Below are 20479 nucleotides of genomic sequence, written 5' to 3'. Positions count from 1 at the left end.
ATATCGAGGCGGATCGCTTCATCAATGACGTGAAGCTCAGCGCCGATCGTCCAGGTCGGGAACATCTCCCAAATGGAAGCGTCGAATCCAAAGCCCGCGTACTTCGCACTGCGGTCCTCCGCTGTCATACTGAACGCATCGTGGTGCCAGAAGCAGAGGTTCACAAGCGCATGGTGCTCAACCATGACACCCTTCGGCTGTCCGGTCGTTCCAGACGTGTAAATCATGTACGCGAGGTTCTCCGCGTTTGCATCCGTCTCTGGATTTTCCTCATCGTTCTCATCAAGCGGCAGGCTCAGAATCGTGCGATCCCCATCGAGAAGGATGACGTCTCCTGTATAGCTGGCCGGCACTGAAATGCCTTCCTGTTTCAAGAGAAGCTTCGCGCCGCTGTCTTGTAAAATATAGTCAATCCGCTGATCCGGATAGTCAGGATCAATCGGCACAAACGCCGCTCCCGCCTTTAAGACACCGAGCACCGCGGCGGACATTTCCAGCGACGGCTTCGTGAGAACGCCGACGCGCTCATCCACGCTGATGCCGCAGTCGATCAGAATCCGGGCGAGACGGTTCGCCTTGGCATTCAGCTCGCCGTACGTCCATGATTGTCCGTTGAATGTGACAGCCGGGCGGTCTTTGTGGCGCTGGGCAGTCTCTTCGAATAGCTGATGAATGGTCTTGTCTGTCGGCACAGGCAGCGTTTTGCCTTTCCATGCATCTAGAAGCGTTTGTTTTTCTGGTTCAGTGACGAGTGACAGGCTGGAAAGCGGCTGGTTCGGATTGCCGGTGACTGCATCTAGAAGCTGCATCCAGTATTGCTTCCACCGTTCAATTGTTTCAGGTTTAAACAGCGCTGTATTGTATTCAAGTACGAACGTAAGCCCTCCGTCTGTTTCGTCAGCCGTCAGCGTGATGTCAAACTTGGCCGTTTTCCGTTCAAACGGATGCGGCTCCAGCTGAGTCCCTTTCATTGTTAGATTCTTGATATTCGCATTTTGCATTGAAAATACGGCATCGAACAACGGGTTTCTGCTCGTGTCACGCTGAGCCTGTACGTTCCCGATCAGGTCCTCAAGCGGGTAATCCTGCGCATCAAAAGCGCTGAGTGCCGTATTTTTCACTTCGCTAAGATAGTCAGCAAACGTCTTTTCACCCCTCGGATACGTGCGCAGCGCCAGTGTATTGACGAACATTCCGATGACGCGGCTGACGTCTGCTTGAGATCGTCCGGCTACTGGTGAACCGACAATGATATCGTCTTGTCCGCTCAGTTTCGATAAAAACGCACTGTATGAAGCCAGAAGCACCATGTACAGTGTGGAATCCGTTTCTTTTCCAAGTCTGCGCAGAGCATCAGCTTTGCCTGCTTCTAATGAAAATGCAATACGGTCTCCCTCAAATGTTTGAACCACAGGCCGGCTATAGTCAGTCGGAAGCGTCAGCACCGGCAGCTCTCCTTCCAGCTCCTTCAGCCAATGCTCCTCTTGCTTCTTATAAAGCTCAGACTGAATGAACTGCTGCTGCCACACGGCATAATCCTTATACTGGATACGGAGCGGCTCAAGGGTTTCTCCGTCATACAGCTTCGAAAGCTCCTCAATCAGCACACCGACTGACGCACCGTCAGAAATAATATGATGCATATCGAAGAGCAGCACATGCTCAGTGTCTGAATGCTTGATCAGCCCCATTCTGAACAGCGGAAGCCGATCGATTCTGAAAGGCTTGATAAACTCAGAAACGATCCGCTCTGTCTCTCCTTCTGCGGCTTCGTAATATGCCATCTCACACTCAGCTTCTTCCCAAATCCGCTGCACCGTTTCTCCATCTTTTATTTCAAACGTGGTTCTAAAGGCTTCATGACGCTGCATTAACTGCTGCATGACGCTGTTAAGCCTTTCAACATCAAGCTCACCTGTAAGGCGCAGCACCGCCGGCATGTTATAGCTCGTTTGCGCTCCTTCAAGCTGCTGAAGCACATACATCCGTTTTTGTGGTGAAGAGACAGGATACGTATCTTGTTTCTTTGCCGGGCTGATGCTGATGGCTGTCCCTTTTTCAGCAGAGGCCATCACCTGCGCTAAGCCTTCAACCGTAGGTGACTGGAAGAGATCTTTAAGTGACAGCTCAACACCCAGTTCCTGATGAACTAAGGCAAGCATCTTCATGCCTGCTAATGAATGTCCGCCGATGTCAAAGAAGTGGTCATAAACGCCGACCTGTTGAACCTGAAGCACCTGTGCCCAAATGTTTGCGAGTTTTTGTTCCATTTCATTGCGAGGCGCAACATATGAAACACCTCTTGAGACGCTGGCATCAGGAAGCGGCAGCGCTCTCCGGTCGATTTTTCCGTTCCCGGTCAGCGGCAGTTCGTCCATTTGAATAAACACCGCAGGAACCATGTAAGCTGGCAGGTCCTTCGCTGCATATTCTCTCAGCTCTTGAGATGAGATTTCTCCCTCTCCGACAAAGTACGCACAGAGCAGCTTGTCTCCCGCTCCTTGATCAACAGCAAGCACAACACTCTCCTGAACACGGTCGTGGGTTTGCAGCTGATGTTCGATTTCTCCAAGCTCGATGCGCTGTCCGCGGATTTTCACTTGATGGTCGATCCGCCCGATAAATTCGATGTCGCCATTCGGCAGCCATCTGGCGAGGTCACCCGTTTTATACATGCGTTCGCCGGATATAAATGGATGCGGAACGAATTTCTCCTCAGTCAGTTCCGGACGATTGTAATAGCCTTTCACGAGTCCTTCGCCGCTGACGCAAAGCTCCCCGGCGATCCCGGCAGGCTGCACGTGTCCCGCCCGGTCAAGAATGTATACTTCCGTATTGCTGACCGGTTTTCCAATCGGCACAGACAGCGTGTGCTCCTCCAATTCATCAACCGGATGATACGTTGCGAAAACCGTGCTTTCAGATGGCCCGTACATGTGAAGCAGCTTGCCTTTCCCAACCGTTTGCAAAGCTTTTCTTACATGCTCAACCGAAGCCCTCTCCCCGCCAAACATAATCTTGCGCAGTGTTGACAAGCACGCCGGATTCAAGTCCACAAGCAGGTGGAACAAAGCAGTAGTAATCATAAGAATGCTGATGTTCTCCCGCTCAATAACGCGAGACAGACGAGCCATATCCAATACTGTTTCTTTCGGTATCAATACAAGTTTGGCACCGTTTAACAAAGAGCCGAACATATCAAACATAAACGCGTCAAACACGTAATTGGAAAGTCCGAGAATCGTATCCTGTTCAGTAATGCTGAGATAATTCGTTTCCTTCACCGTGCGCAGAATATTGGCATGTGTCACGATATTTCCCTTTGGTGTTCCTGTCGTTCCGGAAGTATACGTCAGGTTGGCCATCGCCGCTGAATGAAGAGGCAGTGCGAGATTTTGCGCATCGGCATGATAGCTTTCTTCCTCATCTGCAAGCACGATAACGCCGTCGAATTCCGCTTTTTCTGCTAAAGCCTTTAATTTTTTCTGAGTAAGAAGCACCTTCGCTCCGCTATCACGGAAGAAATGCTGCATCCGCTGAATCGGATGTTCCGGATCAATCGGGACATAGGCCGAGCCAGCTTTTAAAACTGCGAGGATTGACACAATCATGTCCATTGAACGCTCGCATAAAACAGCCGCTGTTCTGCCTTCGCCTGCCCCGAGAGAAAGAATGCCGCGCGCTAGACGATTGGCCCGTTCATTCAGCTCACGATAAGTGAGTGATTCGCCTTCATATTGAAGTGCAGGTTGGTCTGGCGTTTTCGCCGCTTGCTCTTCAAACAGCTGAACAATCGTTTTGTCTTTCGGATAAGGTGTTCTTCCCGGATTAAACTGCCGGATTTGCCAAGCAGCCTCCTCTTCAGAAAGAAGCTTGTAGTCAGAAATCTGTTTCTCAGGCTCAGCCACAGCATCTTCAAGCAAACGTGCAAAATGGTTGAGCAGCCTGTCAGCCGTGCTTTGTTTAAACAGCTTCGTGCTGTAGTCCAAATCAAGCTCAATGCCTTCGTCGGTTTCTCTCGCCTGCATCGTCAAATCAAACTTGGCAATCTTGAAGTTGGTCTCATGAACAGACAAGGCCAGATCACCGACAGCTGGAATACCCTCTGTCGCATTTTGAAGACTGAACATCGTGTCAAACAGCGGATGTCTGCTTACATCACGCGGAATGTTTAAGTCTTCAACAAGCCACTCAAACGGATAGTCCTGATGAGAAAAGGCATCCAGCACCTGTTTGCGGACACGCATGATGAAACGGGTAAACGTCTCATCCTGCTTCACTTCACTGCGAATTGCGAGCGTATTGACGAACATTCCGACAATGCCCTCTGTATCGGAGTGGTTTCTGCCCGCTGATGGCGTTCCGACAATGATGTCATCCTGTCCCGTATACTTTGATAAAAGCGTATAGTAAGCAGACAGCATCACCATATATAGAGTCGCGCCATTTTGTTCAGCCAAACGATGTAAGCGATCCTTTAATCCCGCATCCAGCTTGATTGACACCCGATCTCCTTCAAAACTTTGAACAGGCGGTCTCGGATAATCGGATAGAAGCTGAAGCACCGGAAGCTCGCCCGCAAAGACTTCCTTCCAATACGCTCGGTCCTTCTGGTACCCTTCAGCAGCCTGACCGCTTTGCCAAACCGCGTAATCCTTATACTGAAGACGAAGCTCAGGAAGCTGTTCACCTTTGTATATCCGAGCTAACTCCTCCAAAATAATGCCAATGGACACACCGTCAGAAATCAAATGATGCATGTCAAACAGAAGCATATGACGGTTCTCTTCAAGTTCCATCAAACCGATTCTGAACAGCGGCGCTTTCGCCAAATCAAACCTCCGGACAAATGAAGTCATGATTGCCTCATCGGATCGGCCGCCTCTTTCAATCATCTCGATGTTGAAATCGACGCTGCCATGAATTTTCTGTCTCGGCGTGCTGTTTTCAAGAACAAATGACGTTCTCAAAGACTCGTGGCGTTGGATTAACCCTTGGAATGCGTGCTCCAGCTTTTGTTTCTCTAAAGGCCCTTCCAAAATCGCTGCCGCCGGCATGTTGTATCCAACACCCGCATCCTCGAACTGGCTGACGATATATGTTCGCTGCTGTGCCAAGGATAGCGGGTAATGCTCCTGTTTTTCAGCAGGTTCAATCGCTGCAAATTCCCGGCTTTCTCTGTCTTTGGCTTCCTCCGCAAGAGCCGCAATCGTCGGATGCTCGAATAAATATTGAAGCGGAATGTCAGCGCCTGTTTCCTTATGAATCTTTGTTAAAAGCGTCATAGCCTTCAATGAATGTCCGCCCGTTTCAAAGAAATTGTCAAAGATCCCCGCCTTCTCAACATTCAGAACGTCCTGCCAAATGGCTGCGATTGTTTTTTCCGTATCATTGCGAGGCGCCGTATAGGCCGTTCCGCTGAATGCCTTCACCTCTAGTGCAAACAGCTTGCGGCGGTCCACTTTACCGCTTGGCGTAAGCGGAATTTCTGTCACTTCTGTAAAGTAAGCCGGCACCATATAGTCAGGAAGCTGTCTGGCCGCATGCTCCCGCAGACTGGCCGGAGCAAATTCGCTGCCAGTCTTCTGCACAATATATGCGCAAACCTCTAGATTTCCTTGTTCGTCAGGACGTGCCAAGACAACGGCTTTCGCAACGTCTGGCGCCTGCTGAATCACGGCTTCAATTTCCCCAAGCTCAATCCGGTAACCGCGGACTTTGACCTGGTCATCCTCTCTGCCTAAATATTCGATTGTTCCATCTGGCAGCCAGCGCACCACGTCTCCGGTCCGGTACATGCGATCGCCTGGCACGAATGGATCTTGCAAAAACTTCTCAGCCGTCAATTCAGGCAAATGCAAATAGCCTCGGCCAACACCGTCGCCCGCGATATAAAGCTCGCCAGCCACGCCTTCCGGCTGCAGCCTGCCTTTTTGATCCAAAATATATAAGCGGTTATTCCCCAGTGCTTTCCCGATTGGCACATAGGCTGATTGAACAGCACTCTCTGGGATAACCGGATGAACGGACGCGTCAACACACGTTTCAGTCGGCCCGTATACATTAGTCAAGCGCGGCGCTGTGCCTGCTTCTTTAAATAGCTTCAGCAGCTTGTCCGCAACAACAGACGATAGGCCCTCTCCTCCGATCAGCATATGCTTCAGCTTGAGGCCTTCAAAATCGCCCGCGGCGATCAGCATTTGCAGATGGGCAGGTGTTCCATCCGTCGCTTCAATGCTGTGCCTGCGATAATATGCCGCAAGGGCAGAGCCGTTTGTCACTGTTTTCTTAGGTACGATATAAAGGGTTTGTCCCAAAAGAAGCGACGCGAAAATCTGCTTCACTGACGCATCAAAGTGGAACGGTGCAAGCAATGCCATCCGCAGTGTTTGGCTGCCGCTTTGGTAAATCGTCTGCTGCAAAGATTCAACCAAGTGATGAACCTGGCGATGCTCGATCATTACACCTTTCGGACGTCCGGTTGTTCCCGATGTGTAAATAATGTAGGCAAGGTTCCGTGCGTTCACATCTGCATTCAGGCTATCATCTGCACCTTCCGCAATCGCCTGATCAAAATCAATCAGCTCAGCATCGGCTGCAGGAGACGCCACCTTCGATTCAGTCAGGATGAAGTCCGCGCCGCAGTCCTCCAAAATATATTGAATGCGCTCAGCTGGAAAAGCGGGATCAATCGGCACATAGGCTCCGCCGGCTTTTAAAATCCCCATGATAGATGTAATCATCCGTTCAGAGCGTTCAATCAGAACCGCGACAGGACTGTCCGGGCCAACCCCTTTCTTTTTCAGCACATTGGCGATGCGTGCAGATTGTTCATGCAGCGTTCGATAGGACAATGTATAATCTTCAAACACAACCGCTGGATGATCAGAAAGCAGCTCAGCCTGTTCTTGGAACAGCTCTGGAATCGTCATATCCTTACGATAGCTGACAGATTCACCGCCGGCCCTCGCAAGCAGCTTCTCTTTCTCTGCTTCAGAAATCAGCGTTAATTCATCAATTGCATCTTCTGGATGCGATAACGCGTTCTCCAGCATCGTAATCATGCGTTCACAAACAATTTTGATTTCTTCACGTGAAAATAAATCAGTTCGGTAATCAAAATCAATGGTGAGTTTCCCAGTATCCCATCGATCCTTTACATGAATTGAGACATCATTTAATCCGCTTCCGCTGAAAATCGGCTCAGTCAAAAGCGCAAGATCCTCTTCTTTCTGCCACTGCATCACCTGATATTCAAGAGAAACCGTAAACAGCTTGGTCAGAGAGCTCTTTGTTTCACGCAAATCGTTGATCAGTAGGTTATACGGATACTTTTGGTGACGAAGCGTCTTCATAAGATCCTTCATCCGGTCTTTTACAAAATCTAAAAACGACTGGCCGCCGTCTACGTTTGTCCGAAGCGGAACTGTCGAAACAAACATGCCAAACATCTGCTTCTCTTTCGCATTTGTCCGGTTGCCCATAAAGGTTCCCGTCACGACATCATTCTGGCCGCTGACTCTGTACAAATAGGCGGCAAGCACCGATTGAAACACCGCAAGAACACTGACCTTGTTTGCCTCACAAAACGATAGGATCTGCTGATGAAGCGCTTCAGGCACATCTTTAGAAAACCTCTCAGCCTCTAAACTTCCTCCTGCCGAAGTATTCCGTTTCAGGGAAACCAGTTCTGGCACCGATTCGAATTGCTTGTTCCAAAACGCCCTATCCTTTTCAAACCGCTTCGATTGAGCATAGTCCTGTTCAGATAAAACATGATCTATAAATGAATGCGAGATTCCTTCTTTTGTTTCTGAACCGCCGGATAATTCTAAATAAATGTGCATAATCGCATTTCCGAGAATATTCATAGAAATTCCATCAGAAATCACGTGATGAATATTCGCGTAAAACCACACTTCATTTTCCTTTATGGTGAACATGGTAAAACGAAACAAGTTACAATCGTACAGCGGTAAAGGCTTTTTCGTTTGCTCCCGGCTCCATTGTGAAATAGACTCCATCGCATTTGGATCACCAGTGGTGTCAGTATGTTTTATGTCAACAGGCCGATACTCGCTTATATATTGAGCAGGCTCCCCGTTTTCATCAAGCCGCAAACGAAGGCGCATGGCGTCATTTCTGCGGATAAACTCTTGAATTGCCTGCTCAACAAGCATCCAGTCAACCTTATCAGTTGAAACCAGCTTACCAATCCCCGCAAGATTCGAAATACTTGTATGAGGATAAAATTTTTCTGTATACCAAATTCGTTTTTGTGCATCCGTTAAAGGGTAAAATGTTATTTCCATATTGTCATACCTCCCCTAATCTTCAATAAGCAGTGAACATGCGCAGCGTATTTCCCTTTCTTATCCATATAAGCTTTTAATCCTTATGAACTAAAAGTCGAAAAAGCCCAAAGTACTACACTTAAAAAGCAATGCATCCCAAACAAAAAACAGATTGACGCTATCAAAACGGGCTGCCATCATCATCATTGCGGCGTTTAACACAAGTGGATAAAGACCGCAAGATCCCACATCCCAACAGGAAACAATTTTGGCTATTTATTCATTGTTTTCAATATTTTTTTACATTACTACCGTTCACTTTAAATGAAAAAAATGTTTTTATCACCGAAAAATGGGTGAAAAGTTTCATGCGGGATGCCGAAAGATTCCAGTTTATTTACTGGGATATTTTTGCGGGATGCCGCAATAATTTCCACTAAACATTATTTACAGAAAAATAAAAATTTTCAAAGCAGACCTTTCTGTTTATTCTCCTTTATTGTTGAAAATCATTTACAATCTTTACATGACATCTATTTACCGCGCAAAAACCGAAAAACAAGCAAAAAAAAGACACCCTTGCGAAGAGCGCCTTACAACGATTCCTTTATGACATTTTTGTCGATATCAATCAATTCCATATAGCCCTTCCCCCACTCATACATGGCATCAAGAATAGGCATGAGGCTTTCTCCTTGCGGGGTCAAGGAATATTCAACCTTCGGCGGGACAACCGGATACACTTCTCTGTGAACAATCATGTCCTGCTCAAGCTCTCTCAGCTGATTCACGAGGATTTTCTGCGTAATATCAGGAATCAAAGTTTTTAATTCATTGAACCGTTTTGTGCCTTCTTTTCCTAAATGCCACAAAATGAGCATTTTCCATTTCCCGCCGATCACTGCAAGCGTTAACTCCTTCTCACAATTAAACCTTTTGTCGTCCATCCGGCTCAAAAGAAATCCCCCCTTAGTATACTTTTTATATGTTAGATACGTATCATCACTTACTTACTTTTTTGCAGACTCCTTTTTATTATACTCACTCATAAAACCAAGCGAAAGAAATCTGATTGCCTCTCCTCACAGTATCCTCCAAGTAACTAGTTGACTTCAAAGTGCCTACTTCTCATCAAAAGAGGGAACCTATAGAATGAAAAATAATTCGAAAAAGGGAGTGGATTAACTTTGGAATTACAGCTTGCATTAGACCTCGTAAACATCCCGGAAGCCATTGAACTCGTCAAAGAAGTGGAACAATACATCGACGTGGTTGAGATCGGAACACCGGTTGTCATTAATGAAGGCCTCAGAGCCGTTAAAGAAATAAAAGAAACATTTCCGCAATTGAAGGTTCTAGCAGACCTGAAAATCATGGATGCCGGCGGATACGAAATCATGAAAGCGTCGGAAGCAGGCGCTGACATCATCACCGTTTTAGGCGCTACAGACGATGCAACAATTAAAGGCGCAGTAGAAGAAGCCAAAAAACAGAAGAAGAAAATCTTAGTGGACATGATTAACGTGAAAGATATTGAATCCCGTGCGAAAGAAATTGACGCACTCGGTGTTGATTACATCTGCGTCCATACTGGATATGATCTTCAGGCAGAGGGTAAAAACTCTTTCGAAGAATTAACGACAATTAAAAATGCCGTAAAAAACGCAAAAACCGCAATTGCGGGTGGCATCAAACTTGATACACTGCCAGAAGTGATCAAACAAAAGCCTGACCTTATTATTGTTGGGGGCGGCATTACAAGCGCAACAGATAAAGCGGAAACTGCTTCAAAAATGAAACAGCTTATTGCCCAAGGATAACGTTATGAAAACGACTGAATACGTAACGGAAATTCTCAATGAGTTACACCGTTCAGCGGCTTACATTTCTGATGAAGAAGCTGATCAGCTTGCCGATCACATTATTTCATCCAATCAAATTTTCACTGCGGGTGCGGGGCGTTCTGGCCTGATGGCAAAATCCTTCGCGATGAGATTGATGCACATGGGCTTCAACGCTCATGTTGTCGGTGAGATTCTCACTCCGCCGCTCCGCGAAGGAGATCTCGTCATTATCGGTTCTGGATCAGGCGAGACAAAGAGCCTGATCCATACAGCAGCAAAAGCAAAAAGCTTAGACGGGGTTGTTGCCGCGTTAACCATCAATCCTGAATCAAGCATCGGAAAACAAGCCGATCTCATCGTCAAAATGCCGGGTTCTCCTAAGGACCAGTCAAACGGAAGCTATAAAACTATACAGCCAATGGGTTCTTTATTTGAGCAAACGTTGCTGCTGTTCTATGATGCAGTAATTTTAAAACTCATGGAGAAACAAGGGCTCGATTCTAAAACCATGTTCACCCACCACGCAAATCTTGAATAGTTTCACACAACCGGCCTGGAGATCAGGCCGGTTTTATTATTTCTAAAATAAAACTTTAAACTCAAAAACCCGATAAGTAATATGACCTACAAATTATAAAAAGGAGGAATTATTGTGATAAAACAACTAAAGCTTAAGCTAGGAACAAAAATTCTCTGCCTGGTTTTCGTAATTGTTCTTTTGTTTTCGATATCAGTAGGCACTGTGATGCTTAAGGAAATTACAGACAGCATGAAACAAATGGCGACTGAAAAAGCGAAAGGCGATCTGGCTTTAAGCAGTGCTTATATTGATGATGTCATTTCAGGGGACTGGCAGGTAAAAAACAATAAGCTTTATAAAGGCCAAACACAAATCAATGGAAATGAAGATATCGTTGATCTGCTTGGCGAAAAAACAGGTGATACCGTTACCATTTTCCAAGGAGATACTCGTGTAGCAACCAATGTCATGAAGAATGGCGAAAGAGCTGTTGGCACTCAGGCTTCTTCTGAAGTTACTAACACTGTTTTAAAAAACGGAAAACCATTCAACGGGCAAGCAGACGTGGCGGGCTCTTCTTATCAGACGGCATACATGCCTTTAAAAGATCAAAACGGGAACATCATCGGCATGCTGTATACCGGAGCCAATCAAAGCATTTTAGCATCACTTACGCAATCACTTTTCACTCAATTCGCTATCGTTCTTGTTATCGTCATTATTGCATCAGTCATCCTTGTCCTGCTTTTCACCAGAAGAATCAATAAGCGGCTGAACGCTTTAAAATACGCCTTTGAGAGTGCCGGAAACGGAGATATGACAATAGAGGTGTCAGATAAATCTGGTGACGAGCTATCAGAACTCAGCGTTTATTACAATAAGATGAGAATGAAACTGAACGATACCATCCAGACCGTACAGCAATCAGCCCTTCAGCTTGCGTCAGCCTCTCAGCAGCTCTCAGCCGGAGCGGAAGAAACAAATCAAGCTTCAGAAAAAATTACAGAAGCTGTACAGCAGATTGCAAATGGAGCCCAGCATCAGATCACCCGAATTGAAAACAGTGAAAGTTCATTAAAACAAGCTTCAGCAGACATCCGGGATATTTCTTCAAATACGGCTGCTATTGCTGACAAAGGACAGCTTGCGCAATCAAAAGCCGACATTGGACAAAAGGAAATTTCAAATGTACAGGCACAAATGAATGCGATTCACGATTCGATCCAGAAAAGCGGAGAAATCATACACCAGTTGGACGGCCGCTCTAAACAAATTGAGCAAATTTTATCCGTCATCACCCAAATTGCCGATCAAACAAACCTGCTCGCACTGAATGCAGCGATTGAAGCTGCCAGAGCCGGTGAACATGGCAAGGGCTTTGCTGTTGTTGCCGATGAAGTACGTAAATTAGCAGAAGAGTCCCAACAGTCTGCGGGGCAGATTTCAAAACTGATCACAGAAATCCAAAATGATATGAACCAATCTGCAAGATCTGTTGAGCATGTGAAGACAGAGGCTGCAGAAGGTGTGGCCATGATCCAGCGCACAAAAGATGCATTTAAGGAAATTGCAGCCGCAACAGGTGAAATCAGCACTGAGATCAGTGATCTATCAGCATCTGTATCAAATATTTCAGCCAGTGCACATAACATAAACGACTCCTTTGCAGCCAATACGGCTGATATTAAAGATTCTACAGAAAATACCCGGCAGGCTGCAGCTTTAACAGAAGAGCAATTTGCTGCAATGGAAGAGATTACTGCAGCTTCTGAAACGCTATCTCAACTAGCTGAGGAGCTTACCGGTATCATAAGCCAATTTAAAATGATTGATCAACCCGAAAACGGCCGATGACTTGCTATCATTATTGTAAATTGGCAAAGGTATTTTACTGAAAACAAATATTTCGACCTGCTAAAATTACGATTTCGGCAATAAACTGAGTGTAAAACTAAAAATTCCAACCTTTACACCAAACGCTTTCTGAATTACTCTTGGATCAGTTTAAAGTTGCTAAAAGCGGGAGGTGAACATCACGATGGATATCATCAAAACGATACTTCTCGTCATCGTCGTCATAGCAGCTGCAGCTGTCGGCCTGATAAAGGGAGACTTTTTCTCAGCTGATCAAAAAACGTCTCAAACTGAAGAATATGACGAAACAATCGCCCTCCCTTCTGACCGTTATCCCGAAACGGCCAAACATATTAAGGATGCGATAAATGAGGGACACTCAGATGTGTGCACCATCGACAGAGACGGAGCTGAAGAACGCCGCGAGCAATCATTAAAAGACGTACCGCCAAAAACGGGGTATGACAGAGATGAATGGCCAATGGCCATGTGCAAAGAAGGCGGAGAGGGAGCTTCAGTAGAATATATTTCTCCCGCTGACAACCGCGGTGCAGGCTCTTGGGTCGGGCATCAGCTTACCGATTATCCAGACGGCACAAAGGTTTTATTCACGATTCAGTAAACAGTTAAAAGAGGAGGAACAGCACATTGATCAAGTCTTGGAAGCCGCAAGAACTGTCGATTTCATATCATCAATTTACTGTATTTCAAAAGGATTCTGCACCTCCTGTTATGGATTGGACTGACGAAGCGATCGAAAAAGGATTCGCTGCGGGTGACGGAGCGGTTTCGTTTGAAGCACAGAGAAATACAAAGGCCTTTATTCTTTTGCGCCTGAACAGTTCAGAAACTGTAAACTCCTACGAAAAGAAAGTGACTGTTCCTTTTCATGTCACAGATAACGGAATTGAAATTGAAAGCATTATGTCTAAAAGACTGTCCTTTGATCTCCCTAAAGGAGACTATCAATTGACATGCTGGACTGTGCCGGCTGAGATGTCAGATTTTCATGCCGACACTTATATTATTGATGCTGTATCTGTGTAATGAAAAAGCCCTGAGAGAATACTCTCAGGGGCTCTTTATAAACTTTCTCCGTTCGTCTTGATCACATCCTGATACCAATAAAAGCTTTTTTTCTTTAAACGTTTTAAATCATGTGTATTTTCTTCATCGCGATTAACATAAACGAATCCGTATCTTTTTTGGTAGCCATTCAGCCAGCTTAACAGATCAGTAAATGACCAGCTGCAATAGCCGATTAAATCGACACCGTCGCTGATGGCTTGTCTGCATTGCTCAAGATGCGAACGCAAATAATCAATTCGATAATCATCCTGTACAGTGCCGTCCTCAACTTTATCAAACTCACCCAAACCGTTCTCTGTGATAAACACTGGAAGCTGATAGCGGCTTGTAATTCGGCGAAGACCGATACGCAATCCGATTGGATCAATTGTCCAATCCCAGTTGCTCGTTGTCAGGTGCGGATTTTTTTTCGTTTTAAACACTCCGGGTATCCCTGTTTCCTGGTTGGTCCCCTTTTGGCCTGTCGTATTCATTTTCCCTTCCGACACACCATCAAGCGGATTTCGTTCATAGGTGATCGTCTGATAATAATTGACACCTACAAAATCTGGCTTCCCTTTTGCAAGCAGCTCCATATCTCCTGCTTTAATTGTCGGCGCCCAGCCTTGTTTTTCTAAATAGCGGAAAGGAATTTGCGGGTAGGTTCCCCAGCAATACATGTCCAGCCACCAATTATTCATAAATTCTTCAGCGTTTTCAAATGCCAGCATATCCACTGGATGGCTGGATAAAGGGTAAGCCGGAGAATAAGCAAAGCTTGGACCAATTTTGCCTTCAGGCACATATTCCCTAAAAGAATCAATGGCTTTCGCATTAGCAAGGAACGCAATATGGTTTGCTTCGTAAAATCGTTTTCTGTCTTTCACTCCAGGCGGGTGCATGGCTGTAATAAAACCGTGATTAAAATTGTAGTTCTGTTCGTTTAACGTAACCCAATATTTCACTCTGTCTCCAAAACGTTTATAAAGAGTAATACAGTAGTTATTAAAATCCTCTATGATGTTTCTTGATTCAAAACCGCCATATTCGTCCATAAGCGCCTGAGGCAAATCCCAGTGATATAAAGTCAGAACCGGCTCGATGTTATGAGCAAGCAACTCGTCAATCAAGTTATCGTAAAACGCTAAGCCTGCTTCATTGATCTCTCCTTTTCCATTTGGAAAAATCCGCGGCCAGCTGACGGAAAATCGATAAGCTTTTAAGCCCATCTCAGCCATCAAAGCGACATCTTCTTTATAACGGTGATAATGGTCAACCGCAATATCGCCATTGGTTCCTTTAAACGTTTTGCCCGGTATTTTCGTAAATACGTCCCATACAGAAGGGCCTTTGTTATCTTCGTTCCAAGCACCTTCAATCTGGTACGCTGCCGAAGCAGAGCCCCACAAAAAATGTTTCGGAAAAGATTCTGGATGCTGGTGGATCATAGTGTTTATCACTCCTGAGATATTTGATAAACCTATCATAGGTTATGAAACGCGTTTCATATCAACTCGATATTAATCGCGGAACAGACAGTTCAATACTTTCTATTTCCTGTCTGCAAAAAAATGCAAAAGCACCCAATTCCCATTGGATGCTTACCGTCTTAATGTCTTTTTTCAAACTTATGCGGGTGAGGATGAGGCTTTGGAACAAAGCCGTTTTGTTTCATCATTTCAAAGTGTTTGTCAATGTGATTTTTGATGTGTTCTCCTCTTTCTTTAGGCAGGACACCGTATTGCACATACTTTGAGATCACGTCTTTGCGCTTTTTTAGTATGTCTGCTTCGAGCTGTTCAATTTCTTTTTTCTGCTGATCTGTCAGTGTGACATTTGCAGGGGGCTGCTGCTGTTTTTCAGCGGCTTCAGCTGTGCCGGTCAGAGAAATGACAGCCGCGGCTATGAACATTGTGATGATATTGATTTTTATTCGTTTCATCCAATTTATTCCTCCAATCCTATTTTTCATATATTTTGCCGCATTGTATTTTTTATGCATACAAAATAAAAAGAGCGAATCATTATTCGCTCTTTCTGATTTATTCATCAGTATAAAGTTCTTCTTTCCCCGGTGCCGCGTAAGTGACATACGTTCCCGCGATTAAATCATGCAGTGTCCGTTTGTCTTCTCGTACGCCGATCAGAATCAGGCTGGCGATTAAGCCGAGTCCGAAGGTTAAAGTGTAAACCAGGCCGGCAACAATAACCCGCAAAAACATCGTTAACAGGCTGACCTGTGATCCGTCTTTTTTTACGATTCTGATACCGCAGATTCTTTTTCCGATAAGGTAGCCGTTCCAAAACGCCGGCAGCAACATAGAGTACAGCAGAACAATCAGACTGATGAACATGCTGTCGTTCGGGTCTTTTCCTGTAATCAGCCAATAGATCAGCAAAAGAGGCACCGAGACAATAATGTAATCCAGCAATGAAGCTCCTAGTCTAATCCAGAATCCAGCTGGTTTGTAAATATTCATTTGACTCCCCCATATGTCTTTTCAATATGATTTTGATGTTTCCAACTTCTTTCTTATCGAATATATCATATGCCTTAGGGGCATCAGCAAGACTTAATTTATGCGGAAGATCGATTTCATGCAACTTATTGGCATGAGATGAATGGCGGGTCCCGGCCCATTGATGCGGGTATGGATAATGGAAGCCTGAATCTGGGATGAGCTCAACATGCTCTTTTCCTTGTTATGTCACTGCTTTCATCCTTAGACAACTCCTTTATGATCACTCCTTCCCTTCATAGCTGCTTTTACACGCCCTCTCGCTTTTGTATACACAATTCGAACTTTTTGAAAACGTCATCAACATATTGCAACCCCTTATGTTCAATGCTATCTTTTTAGTTGATTAACAGATTGGGGGAAACAAAGGTGAAATCATTCATGCAATCCAAAGCCGTTATTTTCAGTTTTACAATGGCTTTCTTTCTTATATTGGCAGCCTGTTCCGGCAAAAATGAAGCCGGTTCCAAGGATACAGGCTGGGAGCAGATCAAAGACAAAGGGAAAATCGTTGTCGCTACATCCGGCACGCTTTATCCTACTTCTTACCACGATACCGATTCTGGTTCCGATAAGCTGACAGGCTATGAGGTTGAAGTCGTTCGTGAAGCGGCAAAACGCCTGGGGCTGAAGGTTGAGTTCAAGGAGATGGGCATTGACGGGATGCTGACAGCGGTGAACAGCGGCCAGGTTGACGCAGCCGCAAATGACATCGATGTGACAAAGGACCGCGAGAAGAAGTTCGCATTTTCCACTCCATATAAATATTCATACGGCACAGCAATCGTCCGAAAAGACGATTTATCAGGGATTAAAACGCTAAAGGATTTAAAAGGGAAGAAAGCGGCTGGCGCGGCAACGACAGTTTACATGGATGTTGCGAGAAAATACGGCGCCAAAGAAGTGATTTATGATAATGCGACCAACGAGCAGTATTTAAAAGATGTCGCCAACGGACGCACTGATGTCATTTTAAACGACTATTACCTGCAGACACTTGCGCTCGCAGCATTCCCGGATCTTAACATTACGATCCATCCTGACATCAAGTACATGCCGAACAAACAGGCGCTTGTCATGAAAAAAAGCAATGCAGCACTTCAGAAAAAGATGAACGAAACATTGAAAGAGATGAGCAAGGATGGCACTTTGACTAAGCTGTCGAAACAATTCTTCAATAAAGCAGATGTATCAAAAAAACTGGATGTCGACGTTCAGAACGTTGATTTGTAATCGGACGCCATGATCAATAGCATTCAGTGGGAATATATTTTCAACACAAAGCTGGCCATTGAATCGTTTCCTTATGTCATAAGAGGCATTGGGTATACGCTGCTCATCTCTTTTGTGAGCATGTTTGCGGGAACGGTAATCGGCCTTTTCATATCACTCGCCAGAATGTCTCAGCTTGCCTTGTTAAGATGGCCGGCGAAGCTCTATATTTCATTTATGCGTGGCGTTCCGATTTTGGTGATCTTGTTTATCCTTTATTTCGGATTTCCTTATATCGGCATTGAATTTTCCGCTGTCACAGCCGCTTTAATCGGCTTTAGCATTAACAGCGCCGCCTACATTGCGGAAATTAACCGTTCAGCCATTTCATCCGTTGAAAAAGGACAGTGGGAAGCCGCATCCTCGCTCGGCCTTTCCTATTGGCAGACGATGAGGGGCATCATTTTGCCGCAGTCGATCCGTATTGCGCTGCCTCCGCTTGCCAATGTATTGCTCGACTTAATCAAAGCCTCCTCTCTCGCTGCAATGATTACAGTGCCGGAATTGCTCCAGCATGCGAAAATCATCGGAGGCAGAGAGTTTGATTACATGACCATGTATATTCTGACCGCTCTCATTTATTGGGCCATTTGCTCAATTGCCGCGGCTTTTCAGAATATCCTTGAGAAAAAATACGCTCATTATGTTTAAACAAACGTTTCATTAAAAAAAGCCGCTCCGCAGGAGACGGCTTTTTTTCTATTGACTCAGCTTCCACTTAAACGGATCCTCAAACAGCGACCAGTCGGAATCAAATTCATACTCAGTCAGCAGGCATTGATCAAGCTCTTTCGTGATTGCTTCTTCATCCAAGTCTGTCCCGATAAACACCAGCTGTGTCAGGCGGTCGCCGAATTCTGGATCCCAGTCCTCCAAAATTTCGGGTTCCTGCTGTTTGACTTGCTCCTGCTCAAGCTTAGGCAGCGCCGCCACCCAATAGGATACAGGCTCAATCGTAACCGACGGCCCTGCTTGTGACATTAGCAAAGCGAGGTTGTTATGCGAGGCGCACCAGACGATTCCTTTGGCGCGAACCACGTTCTTTGGCATTTGATCCATCCAGTGATAAAACCGTGTAGAATGAAACGGCAAACGTCTCTTATACACAAATGAAGAAATGCCGTATTCTTCTGTTTCCGGGGTATGTTCCGCATGGCCCGCCGTCAGCTCTTGAATCCAGCCGGCCGATCCGCTCGCCTCCTCAAAGTTAAATAATCCTGTATTCAAGATATCCTGAGGTTTTACATTTCCTTTGACAGAACGAATGAATTTGGCTCTTGGCTGCAGTATACGAAGAACTTTCTCAAGCTGTTTGAGCTCTTGTTCGCTGACCAAATCACATTTATTTAAGATCAGAACATCGCAAAACTCGACTTGATCGATCAAGAGGTCGGCAATTTCTCTTTCATCCCCTTCCCCCAGTGCTTCCTTACGGTCCAGAAGGCTATCGCCTGACTGATAATCATGCCAAAAACGGTTGGCATCGACCACTGTCACCATCGTATCCAGCTGACAGAACTTTGTAAGGTCGATTCCCATTTCTTCATCAATATAAGAAAAAGTCTGGGCCACCGGAATCGGCTCGCTGATTCCCGTTGATTCAATCACGATATAGTCAAACCGTCCGTCTTTTGCCAGCTTCTCAACTTCAATTAATAAGTCTTCGCGAAGCGTGCAGCAAATGCAGCCGTTTGACATTTCCACAAGCTTTTCATCTGTTCTGGAAAGGCCTCCTTCCTGCTTAACTAAGCCCGCGTCAATGTTCACCTCACTCATATCGTTAACGATGACTGCTATTTTTAGGCCTTCACGATTTTGCAGAATGCTGTTCAGCAATGTTGTTTTACCCGCGCCAAGATAACCGCTCAATACGGTAACCGGAATTTTTTTCATATAAATGTCCTCCTTATAAAATAGAATCATTACGATTTAACTTGTGTGCTTCGCCGTATGCTCAATGGTGTAAGCAGCTTTTCGTGCTCCGGAAATATTTCTCGCTGTCGGCCCGATTTCTAATTCAGCAAAGGCTCCCATCACATATAAGCCTTTTCCCCATTGCAAATCCTTGCCGACAATCGGAAAACCGCAGTTTGCATAAGGCAATTGTTCCGCTTGTGCTGCTCTCTGTACCCACTCGAACCGGCTGATGTCCGAGGTAAAACCTGTTGCCAATGCGATACGCTCGTATTCGTATGGCGATTCGCTGGTTTTACCGAGTATCTGTAACTTGCCGTTATCTGTTTTTTGGCAAGAATCAATGTCATCCTGAATGACTTTTATTCTGCCCTCCTCCTTATAGACAGCAAGTGTTCTTGAAATGTCCTTTGGAAAAGAGCCACGATGTCTGGCGCTTGTAATCCATTGCCTTCTCTTTTGATAGTCAGACGTTTTACTGAATGCTTTCATATATTTCGGACCTAGCCAGCCTGGATCACTATCGAAGTCATAGATCCGGAACTTATGCCTCACCAGCATCGTCACATCATGCCCATCATCTGCGAGTTTTATGGCGTAATGAGCCGCCGTTATCCCCCCGCCTACAACTGCCATTTGCACACTTTCATTCCCTACATCATGCACATCTCTATCAAACACATGATAAATGCCGTCATTCTGAAATGGTTTTGCCCACTCCGGCCAAGAAGGCTGATGAGAAAAACTCATGGCTAAAACCACTCGTTCACCTGTGAGTGTTCCAGCGGCATCTGTCTCCGCTTCCCACAACCCGTTTGTCCTTCTCAAATTTGTCACCGTGCCTGTATTCCATGCTTGCTCAATATGTATCTCATCCAGCACAGTCTCGCAGTGCTGATTGAAGAGCAACAGCGAGGGCCTCTTATATCTTCCGAAGAACACTTCAGGCCATTGGCTTTTATCCGCATACATTTGCAGGCTGAACGGCTCTGTGTCCACGTGATGAACCGATGGAGAGCGCAAGTATTTCATCCGAATGCGGCTTGTGTTTCGTTTCCAGCATTCAAGAGGCCGTTCATGGGGGTCAATGACAGCAAGATCCTCAATCGATGCCTTTCCGCTTTTCACCAGATGCACAGCCAAGGTTGTGCCTTGGATGCCGCCGCCAATGATCAGCCATTTATACATGGGAGA

Annotated in this window: 14 protein-coding genes and 1 pseudogene; 7 read left to right on the top strand and 8 right to left on the bottom strand. The window is 45.6% G+C overall.

Annotated elements, in window-relative coordinates; genetic code table 11:
* Together srfAA and hxlR are read right to left on the bottom strand one after the other, a co-directional pair.
* Positions 1–8312: surfactin non-ribosomal peptide synthetase SrfAA (gene srfAA, locus AC4CV5_RS19425; protein ID WP_490923653.1), on the bottom strand; the 8312-nt coding region annotated here is incomplete at its 3' end.
* A gap of 575 nt (positions 8313–8887) precedes the next feature.
* Complete coding sequence (hxlR, locus tag AC4CV5_RS19420; protein ID WP_019713283.1) at positions 8888–9250, bottom strand: transcriptional activator HxlR; 363 nt, start codon at positions 9248–9250, stop codon at positions 8888–8890.
* A 231-nt stretch (positions 9251–9481) separates the two neighbouring features.
* On the opposite strand from hxlR, the gene hxlA reads away from it, so the two are divergent.
* From hxlA to nin, 5 genes are all read left to right on the top strand, one after another.
* Positions 9482–10114, top strand: coding sequence for a 3-hexulose-6-phosphate synthase (gene hxlA, locus AC4CV5_RS19415; protein WP_166854323.1), 633 nt, complete (start codon positions 9482–9484; stop codon positions 10112–10114).
* Positions 10115–10118: 4 nt separating this feature from the next.
* On the top strand, positions 10119–10676 hold the full coding sequence (gene hxlB, locus AC4CV5_RS19410) for a 6-phospho-3-hexuloisomerase (protein ID WP_326222766.1): 558 nt from the start codon (positions 10119–10121) through the stop codon (positions 10674–10676).
* Between the two features lie 111 nt (positions 10677–10787).
* Positions 10788–12512 carry a methyl-accepting chemotaxis protein TlpC gene (tlpC, locus tag AC4CV5_RS19405; RefSeq protein ID WP_222143655.1) on the top strand — a complete coding sequence of 575 codons (1725 nt, stop codon included), beginning with the start codon at positions 10788–10790 and terminating at the stop codon, positions 12510–12512.
* A gap of 172 nt (positions 12513–12684) precedes the next feature.
* On the top strand, positions 12685–13134 hold the full coding sequence (nucA, locus tag AC4CV5_RS19400) for a DNA-entry nuclease (protein ID WP_136975843.1): 450 nt from the start codon (positions 12685–12687) through the stop codon (positions 13132–13134).
* 26 nt (positions 13135–13160) lie between these two features.
* Entirely contained in the window at positions 13161–13559 is a 399-nt protein-coding gene (gene nin, locus AC4CV5_RS19395) for a DNA-entry nuclease inhibitor (protein WP_222143522.1), read from the top strand.
* 35 nt (positions 13560–13594) lie between these two features.
* Here the strand turns inward: nin and bglC are convergent, their stop codons facing one another.
* From bglC to AC4CV5_RS19375, 4 genes and pseudogenes are all read right to left on the bottom strand, one after another.
* Positions 13595–15028, bottom strand: a complete 1434-nt coding sequence (gene bglC, locus AC4CV5_RS19390) for a 6-phospho-beta-glucosidase (RefSeq protein ID WP_490923651.1) — start codon at positions 15026–15028, stop codon at positions 13595–13597.
* Between the two features lie 161 nt (positions 15029–15189).
* A complete protein-coding gene (locus tag AC4CV5_RS19385) occupies positions 15190–15522 on the bottom strand; it encodes a YckD family protein (RefSeq protein WP_490923649.1) in 333 nt (110 codons plus the stop codon).
* 100 nt (positions 15523–15622) lie between these two features.
* Positions 15623–16060, bottom strand: coding sequence for an RDD family protein (locus AC4CV5_RS19380; RefSeq protein ID WP_166854330.1), 438 nt, complete (start codon positions 16058–16060; stop codon positions 15623–15625).
* 34 nt (positions 16061–16094) lie between these two features.
* Positions 16095–16180 (bottom strand): annotated as a pseudogene (locus AC4CV5_RS19375) (hypothetical protein); the annotation flags it as partial.
* A gap of 288 nt (positions 16181–16468) precedes the next feature.
* On the opposite strand from AC4CV5_RS19375, the gene AC4CV5_RS19370 reads away from it, so the two are divergent.
* Positions 16469–17332: a transporter substrate-binding domain-containing protein gene (locus AC4CV5_RS19370; RefSeq protein ID WP_373924026.1), complete on the top strand. Its 864-nt coding sequence runs from the start codon at positions 16469–16471 to the stop codon at positions 17330–17332.
* 9 nt (positions 17333–17341) lie between these two features.
* The gene (locus AC4CV5_RS19365) at positions 17342–18022 is read left to right on the top strand and encodes an amino acid ABC transporter permease (protein WP_166854332.1); all 681 of its coding nucleotides are present in this window, start codon (positions 17342–17344) and stop codon (positions 18020–18022) included.
* A 48-nt stretch (positions 18023–18070) separates the two neighbouring features.
* Here AC4CV5_RS19365 and zinU read toward each other — a convergent pair whose 3' ends face one another.
* Entirely contained in the window at positions 18071–19264 is a 1194-nt protein-coding gene (zinU, locus tag AC4CV5_RS19360) for a zinc metallochaperone ZinU (protein ID WP_490923647.1), read from the bottom strand.
* 36 nt (positions 19265–19300) lie between these two features.
* Complete coding sequence (locus tag AC4CV5_RS19355) at positions 19301–20473, bottom strand: NAD(P)-binding domain-containing protein (protein ID WP_490923646.1); 1173 nt, start codon at positions 20471–20473, stop codon at positions 19301–19303.
* Positions 20474–20479 lie beyond the last annotated feature (6 nt).

The sequence above is a fragment of the Bacillus sp. NS1 genome (genome assembly GCF_058248265.1).
This window is presented reverse-complemented; position numbering and strand designations above follow the sequence as displayed.